The organism is Modestobacter sp. KNN46-3 (genome assembly GCF_011039295.1).
This window is the reverse complement of sequence record NZ_JAAKGN010000005.1, coordinates 1-15,641: the sequence shown is the minus strand read 5'-3', so window position 1 is coordinate 15,641 and position 15,641 is coordinate 1. Positions and strand designations below refer to the sequence as shown.

12 protein-coding genes are annotated in these 15,641 nt (G+C 75.2%); 6 read left to right on the top strand and 6 right to left on the bottom strand.

Annotated elements, in window-relative coordinates; all coding sequences use genetic code 11:
* Window positions 1–135 precede the first annotated feature (135 nt).
* The gene (locus G5C62_RS02890; protein ID WP_241175669.1) at window positions 136–2,451 is read left to right on the top strand and encodes a bifunctional diguanylate cyclase/phosphodiesterase; all 2,316 of its coding nucleotides are present in this window, start codon (window positions 136–138) and stop codon (window positions 2,449–2,451) included.
* Window positions 2,452–2,505: 54 nt separating this feature from the next.
* Here G5C62_RS02890 and G5C62_RS02885 read toward each other — a convergent pair whose 3' ends face one another.
* From G5C62_RS02885 to G5C62_RS02875, 3 genes are all read right to left on the bottom strand, one after another.
* Entirely contained in the window at window positions 2,506–3,336 is an 831-nt protein-coding gene (locus G5C62_RS02885) for an SGNH/GDSL hydrolase family protein (protein ID WP_164699930.1), read from the bottom strand.
* Between the two features lie 84 nt (window positions 3,337–3,420).
* Window positions 3,421–4,407, bottom strand: a complete 987-nt coding sequence (locus tag G5C62_RS02880) for an NAD(+)/NADH kinase (protein ID WP_164699929.1) — start codon at window positions 4,405–4,407, stop codon at window positions 3,421–3,423.
* 3 nt (window positions 4,408–4,410) lie between these two features.
* Window positions 4,411–5,835, bottom strand: a complete 1,425-nt coding sequence (locus G5C62_RS02875; protein ID WP_164699928.1) for an NAD(P)/FAD-dependent oxidoreductase — start codon at window positions 5,833–5,835, stop codon at window positions 4,411–4,413.
* Window positions 5,836–5,861: 26 nt separating this feature from the next.
* On the opposite strand from G5C62_RS02875, the gene G5C62_RS02870 reads away from it, so the two are divergent.
* The 3 genes from G5C62_RS02870 to G5C62_RS02860 all read left to right on the top strand — a co-directional run bounded on the left by G5C62_RS02870 (window position 5,862) and on the right by G5C62_RS02860 (window position 10,027).
* The gene (locus G5C62_RS02870; RefSeq protein WP_052091254.1) at window positions 5,862–6,371 is read left to right on the top strand and encodes a flavin reductase family protein; all 510 of its coding nucleotides are present in this window, start codon (window positions 5,862–5,864) and stop codon (window positions 6,369–6,371) included.
* A 32-nt stretch (window positions 6,372–6,403) separates the two neighbouring features.
* Complete coding sequence (gene bla / locus G5C62_RS02865; RefSeq protein ID WP_206330444.1) at window positions 6,404–7,324, top strand: class A beta-lactamase; 921 nt, start codon at window positions 6,404–6,406, stop codon at window positions 7,322–7,324.
* Window positions 7,325–7,426: 102 nt separating this feature from the next.
* On the top strand, window positions 7,427–10,027 hold the full coding sequence (locus G5C62_RS02860) for a bifunctional FO biosynthesis protein CofGH (protein ID WP_164699926.1): 2,601 nt from the start codon (window positions 7,427–7,429) through the stop codon (window positions 10,025–10,027).
* A gap of 13 nt (window positions 10,028–10,040) precedes the next feature.
* Here the strand turns inward: G5C62_RS02860 and G5C62_RS02855 are convergent, their stop codons facing one another.
* Both G5C62_RS02855 and G5C62_RS02850 read right to left on the bottom strand, forming a co-directional pair.
* Window positions 10,041–10,454 (bottom strand): GNAT family N-acetyltransferase, encoded by a 414-nt coding sequence (locus G5C62_RS02855; protein ID WP_206330443.1) that lies wholly within the window; start codon window positions 10,452–10,454, stop codon window positions 10,041–10,043.
* A 109-nt stretch (window positions 10,455–10,563) separates the two neighbouring features.
* A complete protein-coding gene (locus tag G5C62_RS02850) occupies window positions 10,564–11,946 on the bottom strand; it encodes a PLP-dependent aminotransferase family protein (protein WP_164699925.1) in 1,383 nt (460 codons plus the stop codon).
* Between the two features lie 61 nt (window positions 11,947–12,007).
* Here G5C62_RS02850 and G5C62_RS02845 point away from each other — a divergent pair, with 61 nt between their 5' ends.
* Together G5C62_RS02845 and G5C62_RS02840 are read left to right on the top strand one after the other, a co-directional pair.
* Window positions 12,008–12,748: a YitT family protein gene (locus G5C62_RS02845; RefSeq protein ID WP_206330442.1), complete on the top strand. Its 741-nt coding sequence runs from the start codon at window positions 12,008–12,010 to the stop codon at window positions 12,746–12,748.
* A gap of 45 nt (window positions 12,749–12,793) precedes the next feature.
* On the top strand, window positions 12,794–13,771 hold the full coding sequence (locus tag G5C62_RS02840) for a LacI family DNA-binding transcriptional regulator (RefSeq protein WP_164699924.1): 978 nt from the start codon (window positions 12,794–12,796) through the stop codon (window positions 13,769–13,771).
* Window positions 13,772–13,813: 42 nt separating this feature from the next.
* On the opposite strand, the gene G5C62_RS02835 is transcribed toward G5C62_RS02840, so the two are convergent.
* A complete protein-coding gene (locus G5C62_RS02835; protein WP_206330441.1) occupies window positions 13,814–15,457 on the bottom strand; it encodes a glycosyl hydrolase family 28-related protein in 1,644 nt (547 codons plus the stop codon).
* Between the last annotated feature and the right edge of the window lie 184 nt (window positions 15,458–15,641).

Sequence of the window (15,641 nt, the reverse complement as noted above, 5' to 3'; positions counted from 1 at the left end):
CGCGGGCGGGGTCGGTGTGTCGCAGCGGACCGGCGGGACGACTGAGGTCAGCCAGTCACGGAAAGTGACGGCACGAACACAATCGTCCCGCGCAGGTTCCCCGGCTGGGGGCGGGCCATGGTCCAGGCTGTCCGGGTGACCACCCCCGCCCCCGAGTCGCCAGGCGCCCCCGGGCCCGCCGGCGCTGCCGGGCGACGACTGAGCGCGGCCGACGTGCTGCTGGCCGACCGCGGCCAGCTCTTCCGTGCCCTCTTCCTGTCCGCGCCCGTCGCCAAGGCCGTCGTCGACCCGGACGGCCGGCTGCTCGTCGTCAACCCGGCGATGTGCGAGCTGACCGGCCGGACCTCCGGCGAGCTCGTCGGCCGGCACCTGGACCTGCTCACCCACCCCGACGACGTCCCCCTCGAGGACCGCGCGGCCGAGCACGTGCCCGGCACCCCGCTGCTGGACCCCCAGCTGCAGGTCGTCGGCGAGCGCCGGTTGCGCCGCGCGGACGGCAGCAGCATCTGGGCGATGCAGACCCAGGAGCTCGTCCACCACAGCAACGGCGAGCCGCAGTTCGTGCTGCTCACCCTGGTCGACGTGACCGACCGCCGCCGGGTCGAGGACGACCTGGTCCGGCGCACCTTCACCGACCCGCTGACCGGGCTGCCCAACCGGCGGGCCCTCACCGAGCGGCTGCAGCGTGCCCTGGCCGCGTCCGGCCGGCGCGGGACGCTGGTCGGGCTGCTGCACCTGGACCTGGACCGCTTCACCGCCGTGAACGACTCCCTGGGCCACGAGGGCGGCGACCAGTTGCTCTGCCAGGTCGCCGACCGGCTGCGCTGGAGCACCCGGGTGGAGGACACCGCCGTCCGCTTCGGGGCCGACGAGTTCCTCGTCCTCGCCGAGGACGTCGAGGACGTCGAAGGGCTGCACACCCTGGCCGACCGCCTGCTCGGCGTGCTCGACGAGCCCTTCCACGTGCTCGACCGCGAGGTGACCCTGTCGGCCAGCGTCGGCATGACGCTGGGGTCCGACCTCGCCCCCGAGGCCCTGCTGCGGCAGGCGCACAGCGCGCTCGCCCGGGCCAAGGCCAGCGGCGGCCGTGGCCGGATCGAGGTGCACGACGAGGCGCTCGGCGAGGGCTACGTCGACCAGCTGCAGCTGGAGACCGACCTCCGGCACGCGCTGGAGGCCGGCGAGCTGCGGCTGTTCTACCAACCGATCGTCGCGCTGTCCGACGAGCACCTGCTGGGCTACGAGGCGCTCATCCGCTGGCAGCACCCGACCCGCGGGCTGCTGCCCCCCGGCGCGTTCCTGTCCGCCGCCGAGGACAACCGACTCACCTCCCGCCTGGGCGCCTGGGTGCTGCACCAGGCCTGCTGGGACGCCGCCGGCTGGGACCCCTCCCTCCGGGTGCACGTGAACATCTCCGCCCGGCACCTGGCCGAGCCGGGCTTCAGCGAGCTCGTCGCCGACGCCCTGGCCGAGTCGGGGCTGGCGCCGGACCGGCTGGAGCTGGAGATCACCGAGTCGACCGCGCTGTTCGCCGCGGACGCGACGCTGCACGCCGTCGACACGGTGACCGAGACGGGCGTGACCCTGGCGCTGGACGACTTCGGCACCGGCTACTCCGCCATCACCGCGCTGCACCGGCTGCCCATCCACACCCTGAAGATCGACCGCTCCTTCGTCGCCGACATCGTCGCCCAGCCGGCCACCGCGGCCCTGGTGCAGGGCCTGCTCCAGCTCGGTCAGGGCATGGGCCTGCAGGTGATCGCCGAGGGCATCGAGGACGGCGAGCAGGCCCGCTGGCTGCGCGAGCACGGCTGCGCGATGGCCCAGGGCTACGCCTTCGGCCGGCCCGCCCCGCTGCCGGCCCGCGAGCTCGACGAGTACCCGGCGCCCCCGCGGCTCGGTGACCTCGACGACCCGCCGGTGCACCCGACGCCGGACCCGGCCCCGGCAGCCGATGACAGCTCCGCCGCCGGGCCCCAGCCGGAGTGGTCCGGATCGGACGACGACGAGCCAGGACCCGGGTTCGACCTGGGTGCCGCGCTCGCCGAGCAGGACCTCGACGGGTCCGGCCCGGCCGTGGGCAGCGCCGCCGTCCCCCAGCTCGACTCCTTCGAGCTCCAGGGGACCACGTCGGAGCCCCCGTCCACGCCGTCGGCCGACGCCCCGGTGCGCGACGAGGTGCCCGAGGCGGGGTCACCGCAGGGCGACTCCTTCGACCCGGGCGTCTTCCGGCCCTCCAGCGCGCTCCTGGAACTGCGTGCGCTGCTGGCCGCCAACGGTGCCCCCGACGCCCCGGGCGTCCCCGGGCCGCGGGAGCCCGCGGAGCTGGGCGACCTGCGGGCGCTGACCGCCGACCCGACCGACCTCTCCGGGCTGCGCCCGTGGCTGGAGTCCTTCCAGCAGCGGCTGGGCCTGGACACCGGCGACCTGCCGGAGGTCGGCCGCAGCTGACCCGGGGAACGGACCTGCGCGTCCGTTCCCCGGGTCAGGAGTCCGTTCCCCTGGTCAGGAGTCCGGCACGGTGACGACGCCGGCGCGCAACGGGAGCGCATCGGGTCGCTTGGCCGCCCGCCCGTCGCCCGAGGACTCACCGCGCAGCCGGCGGCCGATCCATGGCAGGACGAACCCGCGCACCCAGGCGAGTTCCTGGCCGACCACCTCCCGCACCGGCAGCGGCGGCGCCGGGTCCAGCGGGGTGCGCCAGTCCGTGTCGTCGCCGGCCACCGGGACGCCCAGCGCGGCCGCGGCGGCGAGCGCCGTCCGTCGGTGCCCCTCGGGCGTCAGGTGGATCCGGTCGCCCGGGTCCCACATCCGCGCGTCCTGGACCCAGGAGGCGCCCCACTGGTCCAGCACGACGGCGCCCTGCCGGGCGGCGATCGACCACAGGTGGGTGTTGAAGACCGCGACCCGGCCCCGGGTGCGGCGGATGATCGGCGTCTGCCGTGGGTCCACGCCGGTGGCCAGCAGCACGTCGGCTCCGGCCGCGCGGAGGGAGGCGACGGCGGCCTCCAGGTCCGCGGCCAGCTGGTCGGGGTCGGCGCCCGGGCGCAGCAGGTCGTTGCCACCGGCGACCAGGCTCACCAGGTCGGGTCCGGAGGCGAGCGCGACCGGCACCTGCTCGGTCAGCACCTGCGCCAGCAGCCGGCCGCGGACGGCGAGGTTCGCGTACTCGACGGTGCCCGACGGCGAGGCCGCGGCGAGGTGCTCGGCGAGCCTGTCGGCCCAGCCCCGGAAGGAGTCCGGCGTCCCGGGCTCGGGGTCGCTGAGGCCCTCGGTGAAGGAGTCCCCCAGCGCGATGTACCGCTGCCACGTCCGACGATCACTGCCCGGTTGCACGTCCCCTACTGCACCACGCCCCACCGGGCGCCAGGGTGACGGGGTCCGGCCGGCCCCCGCGTCGCCCCGTTGCCGCCGGCCGGCTCAGCCGACCTCGTCGCCGGGCCCGCGGGCGCCCTGCGGGGCGCGCGCCGGGCCGGTGCCCGGGGCCGGCACCCCGCCCGGTGTCCGTCGGCGAAGCTCCTCGGGCACCAGCTCCATCAGCTCCTCCGGCAACAGCGGGAGGTCCAGCAGCGAGAGCTTGACCCGGCTGCGGTCGGCGGCCAGCCAGTCGTCCAGCCGCACCAGCAGCCCGGCGTCCGCGCGGGCCTCGACGTGCAGCTCGTCCCCCGGGCCCAGGCGACCGACCACCAGGCCGTCCACCTCCACGGCCGGGTGCCCGGCGGTCTCGGGCAGCGCCAGGTGCAGCGGCTCGTGCGGCCCCAGCACCACGGTGCGGTCGATGCCGTTCAACGGCGCCGACGGGGTGACGAGCACGCCCGCGGCCCCGGGGGACATCACCGGACCGCCGGCGGCGAAGTTGTAGGCCGTCGACCCCATGGGGGTGGCGATGATCAGCGCGTCGCTCCGGTAGTGGCCGTAACGGCGGCCGGCCACCGACAGGGTCGCGTCGACCATGCCCTCCCCCGGCACCCGGGCCAGGACGACGTCGTTGAAGGCCACGGTCTCCCAGCCCGGCCCCCGCACCACCAGACAGCTGCGCGACTCCAGCGTCGAGCGGCCCTCGGCCAGCGCGGTGAGCGCCCCGTCCAGCTCCTGGCCCTCGACCTCGGTGAGGAAGCCCAGCCGGCCGAAGTTGACGCCCAGCACCGGGACGGGGTCGGCGACCACCATCCGCATCGCGCCGAGCAGCGTGCCGTCACCGCCGAGGGCGATGATCCCGTCGCAGCTGCTGGCCAGCTCGGCGACGTCCACCGGCGTCACACCGTGCAGGTGCAGCCGCTCGACGTCCGCTGCCGCGGCGACCAGCTCCACCCCGTGCGTCGTGGTCCAGGCCAGCACCTGGGCCACCGCGCCCACGCAGTCGCGGTGCGGGTGCAGCACGAGGCCGATCCGGCTCCCGTCGTGCACCCGTCAGCCCCGGTACGTCTCGAGCAGGCGCAGCCAGCTCTCGCTGATCGTCGGGTAGGACGGGACGGCGTGCCAGAGCCGGCTGATCGGCACCTCGCCGACCACCGCGATCGTTGCCGAGTGCAGCAGCTCGGCCACCCCGGAGCCGACGAACGTGACGCCGAGCAGCACCTCGCGCTCGGTGTCCACCACGGCGATCGCCGTCCCGGCGTAGCCGTCGGCGAAGAGCGAGGCGCCGGCGATGCTGCCGATCGGGTACTCCACGACCCGGTGCGGGACGCCGGCGTCGGCGGCCTCCACGGCGGTCAGCCCGACCGCGGCGACCTGCGGGTCGGTGAACACCACGCTCGGCGTCGCCCGCCGGTCGGCGGTGGCGACGAACGGCGACCAGTCGGCCAGGTCGACCTCCTCGTCGCGCGCCCGGGCGACGATCGCGGCGCCGGCCTGGCGCGCCTGGTACTTGCCCATGTGGGTCAGCTGCTGGCGGCCGTTGACGTCGCCGACGCCGTAGAGCCACGGGACGCCGGGCACCTGCAGCGACTCGTCGACGTCCAGGTACCGGCCCGGCTCCAGGCCGACCGTGTCCAGCCCGATCTCGTCGGTGTTGGCGGCGCGGCCGGTGGCGACCAGCACCTCGTCGCCGCGGAACTCCCCGTCGGCGGTCGTGAGCACCACGTCGCCGCCGTCCTCCCGGCGGGCCGAGCGCACCTCGCTGTTCAGCCGGACGTCGACGCCCATCGCCCGCAGCGACGCCTCGACCGCCTCGCCGGCGGCCGGCTCCAGGGCCGGCAGCAGCCGGCCCCCGCGCTGCAGCAGGGTCACCGAGGAGCCCAGCTGCTGCCAGGCGGTGGCCATCTCGCTGCCGACGTAGCCGCCACCGAGCACCAGCAGCCGGCCCGGCGCCTCCTTCGCGCTGGTCGCCTCCCGCGGGGTCCACGGCTGCACGTCGGCCAGGCCCTCGACCGGCGGGACGGCGCCGCGGGACCCGGTGCAGACGGCGACGGCGTGCCGGGCGAGCAGCACCAGGTCCGTGCCGTCGTCCTGGGCCACGACGACCCGCTTCTCCCCCACCAGCCGCCCGTGCCCGCGCACCAGGGTGATCCCGGCGCTCTCGACCCACTGCGCCTGGCCGGCGTCGTCCCAGTGGCTGGTGAAGCCGTCCCGGCGGTCGAGGGTGGCGGCGACGTCCTGCTCGCCGGTGACCGCGGCCGCGGCGCCGGACACGGCGCGGGCCTGGGCCAGCGCCTCGCTGCCCCGCAGCAGCGCCTTGCTGGGCATGCACGCCCAGTACGAGCACTCGCCGCCCACCAGCTCGCTCTCCACCAGCACCGTGCTCAGCCCGCCGCGGGTGGCGATGTCGGCGACGTTCTCCCCTGTCGATCCGGCACCCAGGACGATGACGTCGTACGTCTGCTTCGCAGTGGTCACCTCGGCATTGTGGTCGACTGACCCCCGTGCCTGTCGATCCCGCCGACCACGCCGCCGCCCTGCGCCAGTACGCCGCGGGGGTCGTGCTGTTGACGGTGCGCGACGACATCGACGACGTCGGGACGACGGTCACCTCGGTGATGAGCGTCTCCGCCGACCCGCCGCTCATCGCCCTCGGGCTGGCCGCCGACGGGTACCCGGCCGAGGTGCTGCAGGGCATCGGCAGCGGCGCGGTGAACGTGCTGAGCACCGACCAGGCGATCCTGGCCAGCCGGTTCGCCTCGGCGGGGCGGCCCAGCGCCCGACACCTGCTGGAGTCGGTGCCCTGGCACCGCGCCCCGGTCAGCGACGCGATCGTGCTGGACGGCGCGCTTGCGGCGCTGGACTGCACGGTCGCCTCGGTGGTCGAGGCCGGCAGCCACGTCGTGGTGCTGCTGACGGTGGAGGGCGTCCCGGTGCTCGGGGACGGCGACCCGCTGGTGCGACTGCGCGGCCGCTGGGCCGACGGCGTCGGTGCACCCCTGCGGCGGCCGTGATGCGGCCGCTGTGCGCCGACCAAGGTCTCCCGGTGCGTGCGCAGCGGGCGGCCGTGGCGCTGACGGCGCTGCTGGCGCTCGCGGGCTGCTCGGGCGGTCCGGGTCCGGTGGCGGCGCCGTCGTCCTCGTCGTCCGCCCCGTCGTCGAGCACCCTCCCTGCCACCCCCGCCCCGGCGGTCGGGGAGGCGCTGACGGCGCTGGAGGGCGAGTTCGACGCCCGGCTGGGGCTCTACGCGGTCGACACCGGGTCCGGGCAGGTCGTCGCGCACCGCGCCGACGAGCGGTTCGGCTACGCCTCCACGCACAAGGCGCTGTCGGCCGCCGCGGTGCTGGACCGGACCAGCGACGCCGAGCTCGACCAGGTCGTCACCTACACCGCCGAGGACCTGGTGCCCCACTCCCCCGTGACCGAGGCACACGTCGGCGCGGGCCTGCCGCTGCGCGAGCTGGCCGCGGCGGCGGTGCAGCACAGCGACAACACCGCGGCGAACCTGCTGTTCGACCGGCTCGGCGGCCCGGCAGGCCTGGAGCAGGCGCTGCGCGACCTCGGCGACGACGTGACGTCGGTGGACCGGACCGAGACCGCGCTGAACACCGCCGTCCCCGGTGACGTGCGGGACACCAGCACGCCCCGCGCCCTGGCCACCGACCTGCAGGCCGTGCTGCTGGGAGACGCCCTCGACCCGGCCGACCGCGACCTGCTCACCGGGTGGATGCGGGACAACGCGACCGGCGGCACCCTCGTCCGGGCCGGCGTGCCGGCGGACTGGCAGGTCGCGGACAAGTCCGGGGGCGGCGGCCACGGCACCCGCAACGACATCGCCGTGGTCTGGCCACCGGACGGCGCCCCGATCGTGCTCGCGGTGCTCTCCAGCCGGGACGAGGCGGACGCCGAGTACTCCGACGCACTCATCGCCCGCGCCACCGACATCGCCGTCACCGCCCTGAGCTGACCCCGTGACCACCGAAATGGCCATTCTGGTGGCCGCAGGGGTGGCCGGGCCGGGGGCTGGGGGGCGCGGGTGTCAGCCCACGGGGATAGCGTCGGAGCGGAGATGAGCCAGTCACTCCCCGCCCCGTCGCCCTCTGCCCTCCGCCGTGCCCTGGTGCGCGCCGAGCGCGGGGTGACGCTGGACGCCACCGAGGCCGAGACCCTGCTGCACGCCCGCGGGCTGGGCGAGGGCGAACCGCTGGACCGGCTGCTGACCGCGGCCTCCCGGGTGCGGAACGCCGGGCTCGCCTCGGCCGGCCGCCCGGGGGTGGTCACGTACAGCCGCAAGGTGTTCATCCCGCTCACCCACCTGTGCCGCGACCGGTGCCACTACTGCACGTTCGTGACCACGCCCGGCCAGCTCCGCGCGCAGGGCAAGGCGCCGTTCCTGTCGCCGGACGAGGTGCTCGACGTCGCCCGGGCCGGGGCCGCGCTGGGGTGCAAGGAGGCGCTGTTCACCCTGGGCGACCGTCCGGAGGAGCGCTGGCCGGTCGCCGCCGAGTGGCTGGAGGCGCACGGCTTCGACTCGACGCTGGGCTACCTGCGGGCGATGGCGATCCGGGTGCTGGAGGAGACCGGGCTGCTCCCCCACCTGAACCCCGGCGTGCTGTCGTGGGAGGAGATCCAGCGGCTCAAGCCGGTCGCCGCCTCGATGGGGATGATGCTGGAGACGACGGCGACCCGGCTCTGGTCGGAGAAGGGCGGCCCGCACTTCGGCAGCCCGGACAAGGAGCCCGCCGTCCGGCTGCGGGTGCTGGAGGACGCCGGCCGTTCCGCCGTCCCGTTCACCACCGGCGTGCTGCTGGGCATCGGGGAGAACTACGCCGAGCGGGTCGACGCGATCGCCGAGATCCGCGCCTCGGCCCGGCGGCACCAGCACGTGCAAGAGGTCATCGTGCAGAACTTCCGGGCCAAGCCGCGCACCGCGATGGCCGCCCACGACGACCTGGACCTGCAGGAGTACGTGGCCGCGGTCGCGGTCAGCCGGCTGATGCTGGGCCCGGCCGCCCGGGTGCAGGCACCGCCGAACCTCAGCGACTCGACCGAGCTCGGCCTGCTGCTGCGTGCCGGCGTCGACGACTGGGGCGGGGTCTCCCCGCTCACCCCTGACCACGTCAACCCGGAGCGGCCGTGGCCGAACATCGACAAGCTCGCCGCGCTGAGCGCCGAGGCCGGGTTCACGCTGCGCGAGCGGCTGGCCGCCCAGCCCGGCTACGTGACCCAGCCCGAGCCGTGGCTGGACCCGCGGGTGCGCCCACACGTCTCCGCGCTCGCCGGCTCCGACGGCCTGGCGGTGGAGGGCCGGCTCCCGGTGGGCCTGCCGTGGCAGGAGCCGGACGAGGCCTGGACCTCCTCCGGCCGGGTCGACCTGCACACCGAGATCGACACCGTGGGCCGCACCGGCGACCGGCGCAGCGACTTCGACGCCGTCTACGGCGACTGGTCGGAGCTGCGCGAGGCGACCGTCGCCGCCCGCGACGGCTCGTCGACCGCGCTGACCGTCGGCGACCGGGAGGTGCTGGCCGCGCTGCTGCACGCCGAGCAGGACCCGGCAGGGCTCTCCGACGCCGAGTACCTGACCCTGCTCGGCGCCGACGGCACCGACCTCGAGCACCTGTGCGCGCTGGCCGACGCCGTCCGCCGGGACGTCAACGGCGACGACGTCACCTACGTGGTGAACCGGAACGTCAACTTCACCAACGTCTGCTACACCGGCTGCCGGTTCTGCGCGTTCGCCCAGCGGCGCACCGACGCCGACGCCTTCACCCTGTCGATGCAGCAGGTCGGCGACCGGGTCGACGAGGCCTGGGCCGGCGGGGCCACCGAGATCTGCATGCAGGGCGGCATCCACCCCGACCTGCCCGGCACCGCCTACTTCGACCTGGCCCGGGAGGTGAAGTCGCGCCGTCCCGACATCCACCTGCACGCCTTCTCGCCGATGGAGGTGGTGAACGGCGCCGCCCGCACCGGGTTGAGCTTCCGCGACTTCCTCACCGCGGCGAAGGAGGCCGGGGTCGACTCCCTCCCCGGCACCGCGGCGGAGATCCTGGACGACGACGTCCGCTGGGTGCTCACCAAGGGCAAGCTGCCGACGGCGACCTGGCTGGAGATCGTCGAGACGGCGCACACCGTGGGCCTGCCGACGACCTCGACGATGATGTACGGCCACGTCGACACCCCCGCCCACTGGGTCGGCCACCTGCGGACCCTGGCTGCGCTCCAGGACCGGACCGGCGGCTTCCGCGAGTTCGTGCTGCTGCCCTTCGTGCACCACAACGCGCCGATCTACCTGGCCGGGGTGGCCCGCCCGGGGCCGACGAACCGGGAGAACCGGGCGGTGCACGCCGTGGCCCGGCTGCTGCTGCACGGTCGGATCGACAACATCCAGACCTCGTGGGTGAAGCTCGGCGACACCGGCACCCAGGCGATGCTCGACGGCGGTGCCAACGACCTGGGCGGCACGCTGATGGAGGAGACGATCAGCCGGATGGCGGGCTCCGGCAACGGGTCGCTGAAGACGATCGCCGAGCTGGAGGCGATGGCCGCCGCGATCGGCCGGCCGGCCCGCCAGCGGACGACGGAGTACGGCACCCCGAGCGCCGAGCGGATGGCCACCGCCCGCTCGGAGGAGGGCCGTCAGGCGCTCACCCTCAAGCTGCTCTGATCAAGGCCGACCATCAGAACCGCAGGGCCATCCCGATCGAGTCCGGTGCCGTCTCGACGAAGCCGTGCCGGGCGTACAGCCGGCGGCCGGGTGGATCGGCGAGCAGGTTGACGTAGGCGTTCGGCGGAGCGACCGCCGCGATGCGTGCCAGCAGCCGGGTGAGCACGGCATCGCCCAGCCCCCGCCGCTGGTGCTCCGGCAGCACCGCCATGTCGACCACGTGGAAGTACCAGCCGCCGTCCCCGATCACCCGGCCCATGGCGACCGCCGTCCCCGAGTGCACCACCGAAGCCGCCGCCCAACTGCCCGACAGGGCCGCGGTGGCCTGGTTCGACGTCTTCGGCGACAGCCCGGACCGCCGCCGCAGTGTCAGGTACTCCTCGACCTGTGGCGCGACGTCGCGCAGCTCGTAGCCCTCTGGGATCACCCGGACATCATGTCGCCCACGTCGCCGGCGAGCCTGGGCCGGCCGGCTCCGGCTGCGGGTGGGTCGGTGGAGTCCGCAGGTGCGGGGCACCTGCCCGTGACACTGGACGTCAGGCGGTCCAGCGGGACGGCGTGCGGCGGCTGTTCGCCCCGCTCGCCGTGCGCGCCCAGGCCGCCTGCAGCACGGCGGCCACCTCGTCGGCCTGCTCCGGCGGCACGCTCAGCGGCAGCCGGAGCCACCGGTCGGCGGTGCCGTCGACGGTGAACCGCGGCCCCGGAGTCACCCGTAGGCCCAGGTCGAGGGCGTGCGCGGCGAGCCGGGTGGAGCTCTCCCCCGGCAGCTGCGCCCAGAGCACCGAGCCGGCCCGCGGCCGCTCGACGCGCCAGTCCGGCAGTCGTGCGGCGAGTGCGGCGAGCAGCCCGTCCCGGGCGGCGGTCAGCCAGCCGACCCGGTCGGCGAGCACGTCGTCGGCGACGGCGAGCAGCCGGGCGGCGACCAACTGCTCCAGCACCGGGCTGCTGAGGTCGACCGTGCCGCGCGCCTGGGCCAGCCGGGCCAGCAGCGTCGGGTCCGCCCGCACCCAGCCCACCCGCAGCCCCGACCAGTACGCCTTGCTCATCGAGCCGAGGGTCACGACCCGGCGGTCGAGCGCGGCGAGCGCGGTGGGCCGGGCGCCGTCGAGCACCAGCTCGGCGAACGTCTCGTCCGTGGCGACCACCGGGGCGTCGACGGCGGCCAGCAACGCCCGGCGCTGGCCGTCGTCGGCGAGCAGGCCGGTCGGGTTCTGCCCGTCCGGGGTCACCAGCGCGACGTCGGCTGCGGCGCCCGGCAGCTCCCAGCCGTCGGCGCCCACCGGCAGCGCGACCGGCCGCAGGTGGTGGGCCGCGAGGCAGTCCAGCGCCGCCGGGTAGGTGGGCTGTTCGACCAGTGCCCGCTGCCCGGGCCGGGTGACGGTGCGCAGCAGCAGGTCCCAGCCCGCCAGCGCCCCGTTGGTGACCAGCACCTGCTCCGGTTCGGTGGCCAGGCCGCGACGGGTCAGGTGCCCGGCGATCGCGGTGCGCAACGCCGGCAGGCCGTAGGGGTGCAGGCCGTGGCCGGCCAGCAGCGGGCGCAGGTCGGCGGTGGCCCCGGCGACGGCGTCGAGCAGCTGGGCGGGTGCCGGGGCCGCCGCGATGGTGAGGTCCCGGACGACGGCCGGCTCCCCCGGGTCGGCGTCCGGGCGGACCGGCGCGGACGACGGCAGGGTCACCCGGCTCCCGGCGCCTGCCGCGCTGTGCAGGTAGCCCTCACCACGCAGCACGTCGTAGGCGGCGGTGACGGTGGTGCGGCTCAGGCCCAGCGCCTGGGCCAGCTGCCGTTCCGACGGCACCCGGGCGCCCACCGACAGCCGGCCGTCGAGCGCGAGGCCGCGGATCCCGGCGGCCACACCGGCGTAGGCCCGGCCGCCGTCCAGCCAGGGTCCCAGGAGGTCGGCCAGCCGGTCGGTGCGCACCGGGCCATCGTCGTCCACTTGGCCCTGTTCGGACAAGGCCAAGCTCGGTTTGGGTGAGGGCATGCTCCTGATCGACCCGATGCCCCTCGACCGTCGCCCCACCCGCGCGGTGCTCCTGCTCGCCGGGCTGCTGCTCTACGGCTTCAGCTCCGGATTGATGCTGCAGGCCGGACTCGGGCAGATGCCGTGGGCCGTGCTGCACCAGGGGCTGTCCCGCAGCTTCGGCCTGTCCATCGGCACCTGGACCATCCTCGTCGGCGCGCTGGTCCTGCTGGCCTGGGTCCCGCTGCGACTCCGGCCGGGCGTCGGGACCGTCGGCAACGTGCTGGTGCTCGGCGTCGCCCTCGACGCCACGCTGGCCCTGGTCCCCGCACCGACCACCCTGTCGGTCCGGGTGCCGCTGCTGCTGGTCGGCATCCTCCTCAACGGGATCGCCACCGGCGCGTACATCGGTGCGGGCCTCGGCGCCGGCCCCCGCGACGGGCTCAGCACCGGCCTGGCCGCGCGCGGGATGTCGCTGCGGGTCGTCCGCACGACGATCGAGGTCGGCGTCCTGGCCACCGGCTGGGCGCTCGGGGGCAACGTCGGCGTCGGCACCGTGCTGTACGCGCTCGGCATCGGCCCGTTGGTGCACCGCACGCTGCCCGCACTGAGCCTGCGTCCGGAGCGGTCAGCAGCGCGGCCGGCGACACCACCGCGCCAGCGGCGGCGATCGCGGAGCTGGGCCGGCCGGCGCACCGTCCCGGCCCTGCGGTCGGGTGCCGGCGCCCGGTCGGCGAGCGAGCGCGTTCCCCGTCCGTGACCGGTACGGCACGATCACCGCAGCACACCGGGCGGGAGGAGAGACGTGCCACGGGTCACCAGCGCCGACGTCGCCCTGGAGAGCGGCGTCAGCCGGACGACGGTGAGCTACGTGCTCAACGACAAGCACGGCGCGATGATCTCCGCCGACACCCGGGAACGGGTGCTGGCCGCGGCGGCCCGGCTCGGCTACTCCCCCTCGGCCGCTGCCCGGACGCTGCGCAGCGGCCGCAGCGACCTGGTGCTCTGCGTGCTGCCGAACTGGACGGTGGGGCCGGTCCTCGACACCGTCCTCGACGAGCTGACCCGGGAGCTGGCCGACCGGCAGCTGTCGGTGCTGGTGCACCACGGCCGGGGGCCTCGCCCGCTGGCGGAGCTCTGGCGGGCGGTCACCCCGCGCGCCGTCGTCGGCTTCACCGAGTTCGGGGCGGAGGACGCCGACGCCATGCGCCGGGCCGGGATCCAGGTGCTCAACACCTCCCTCGACGAGGACCCGCGCGCGGTCTTCGCCGTCCCGCAGACCCGGGTCGGACAGCTGCAGGTGCGGCACCTGGCCGACACCGGGCACGTCCACCTCGGCTGGGCCGCACCCGTCGAGCCCCGGCTCGCCGACTTCGCCGAGCGGCGGCTCAGCGGGGTCCGCGCCGAGTGCGCGCGCCGCGGGCTGGCCGCGCCGGTGGTGCAGGACGTCGACCTGGACGTCGCTTCGGCCACCGCCGCCGTCCGCGCCTGGCGGAGCGCGGGGGTCACCGCGGTGGCCGCCTACAACGACGAGGTGGCGCTCGCGGTCGTCGCCGGCGTGCGCGGCTGCGGGCTGTCGGTACCGGGCGACGTCGCGGTGATCGGGGTCGACGACGTCCCCGCCGCACGGCTGAGCGACCCGGCGCTGACCACCGTCGCCCAGGACGCAGGAGTGCAGGCCCGGGCCATCGCCACCGCCGTCGCCGCGGCGCTGGACGGCGCCCCGGCGCCCGCCCCCGAGCGGGCCGAGGTGCTGCGGCTGGTGGTCCGGGGCTCGGCGTGACCGGCGGGCCGGGGCACGACGCCCCGGCCCGCCGGCGACGGGTCAGCCCGGGTAGTCCACGACGTACTGCGGCGTGCCCTGGGTGCTGGCGTCCGACCGGCCCCCCACGTCGTTGACCACGTTCTCGATCACGCCGATGCCGTCCAGGTGGACGGTCATGACGTGGTGCAGCTGCACGCCCGGCGTGACCGGCACCTCGAACCCCGTCTCGGTGGTGATGCCGGGTTCGGCGTTGCGCTGGTAGCCGTAGACCCCACCGCCGTCCAGCCGGTGCTGCCGGACGTGGTCACCGACCTTGTAGCCGGCCCAGCCGAGCGTGCCGTCCGGCTCCTGCCAGTCGGCCTGCGACGGCGGGTCGTAGGGGATCTCGTTCTGGTACAGCACGACCCGGCCGCGTTCGCCGTTCCAGATGGTGTTGTGCTGCTGGAAGTGCTCGACGAAGAGGCCGGTGGCGGTGACGTCGTCGCCGTTGACGACCACGCCGTTGCGTCCGACGTTGGTCCCCCAGCGGTCGGTGTCGCCGTTGACTCCGGCGGTGAAGTCCTCGACCCCGTGGTCGGCGCGCCACACCCAGGTGTGGTCGATGAGCACGTGGTCGCTGTTCACCTGCAGGGCGACGTCGGCCTTCCCGACGTGCGGGCCGCCGACCCGGAAGTAGACGTCGGACAGCGTCGTCGGGTCCGCCGCGTCGGACCGGGACCGGCCCTTGCCGTCCCCCACCTGCAGCAGCACCGGGGACAGCTGGCTCCCGGCGTCGATGGTGAGCCCGGCGACGACCACGCCCGGCACGTCCTCGACCTCCAGCGGGGTGACCCCGCGGGTGGCGGTGAGCGTCGCGTGCCCGATGCCCAGGACGACGGTGTCCGCCCGCTTGACCTCGAGGCTGTGCGCGACGTCGTAGACCCCGGGGGTGAACAGCAGGTGCCCACCCCGGGCGAGCTGCGCGTTGATCCGCCCGAACCCGGTGTCCGGGGTGACGACCAGGAACTCCGACAGCGGGATGGTGCGCCCGGCGGTCATCCCGTCGTCCCAGCTCACCCCCCGGGTGTCGCGCTGGGCGTCCGGCACCCGGACGGCGTAGCGGCCGCGCTCGTCCAGGAACAGGAACGGCTTCTCCCGGCTGACCGGGGTGGTCTCCAGCGTGGTGTACGGCGGGTCGGGGAACGTGGCGTCGACCGGAGCGCCCTCGACGCCGGAGAAGACCTGGTTCCACACGCCGTTGGTCCACTCGGCGATCACGCTGTTCCGGGTGTACCACTGCTGCTGCGAGCCGTTGATGACGGTGCCGGCGGTCGAGTCGGCGATGAACCCGCCGCTGGCGTACTGCGGCCCCGCGGTGCAGTAGTCCATCAGCGAGAGGTCGCCCCCCTGCACCTGGACCCGGCGCATGGACACCGCCTGGGAGACGGCCCAGAAGTTCGTCGGCGCCCGGCAGCCGTCCTGCCCGGTGCCGTTGACCTGGATCGTCAGGTTCGAGACGGTGCGCCAGAAGTTGTTCAGCGCGATGCAGTTGTCCGGGGCGAGGCAGCGGTTGTAGGTCTCGACCTTGCCGTTGATCACCACGTCGGACGGCGAGGCGCCCAGCCCCGAGATCTCCGTGTAGTAGCCGACCTTGATCTGCAGCGGGTCGCTGTCGGTGCCGTAGGTGCCCGGCTCGAAGAGGTAGGCGTAGCGCTCGGTGCCCATCTCGTTGTCGACCTGCTGGGCGTGGGTGGCGTCGAGGGTGGCCTGGATCTGCTCGACCGCCGTGCTCGGCGAAGACGAACACCGGGTGGCCGCGCAGCACGTGGATCGCGGTCTCCGAGTCGCCGTGGTGGTGGTCGCCGGAGCCGGTGTGCGGAGGCACGCGCGTCTCGCCCATCCACAGCCG

Coding starts and splice junctions, on each gene's coding strand:
- G5C62_RS02835 (WP_206330441.1), bottom strand. CDS start 15,457: ATGGGCACCGAGCGCTACGCCTACCTCTTCGAGCCGGGCACCTACGGC.
- G5C62_RS02845 (WP_206330442.1), top strand. CDS start 12,008: ATGCTCCTGATCGACCCGATGCCCCTCGACCGTCGCCCCACCCGCGCG.
- G5C62_RS02860 (WP_164699926.1), top strand. CDS start 7,427: ATGAGCCAGTCACTCCCCGCCCCGTCGCCCTCTGCCCTCCGCCGTGCC.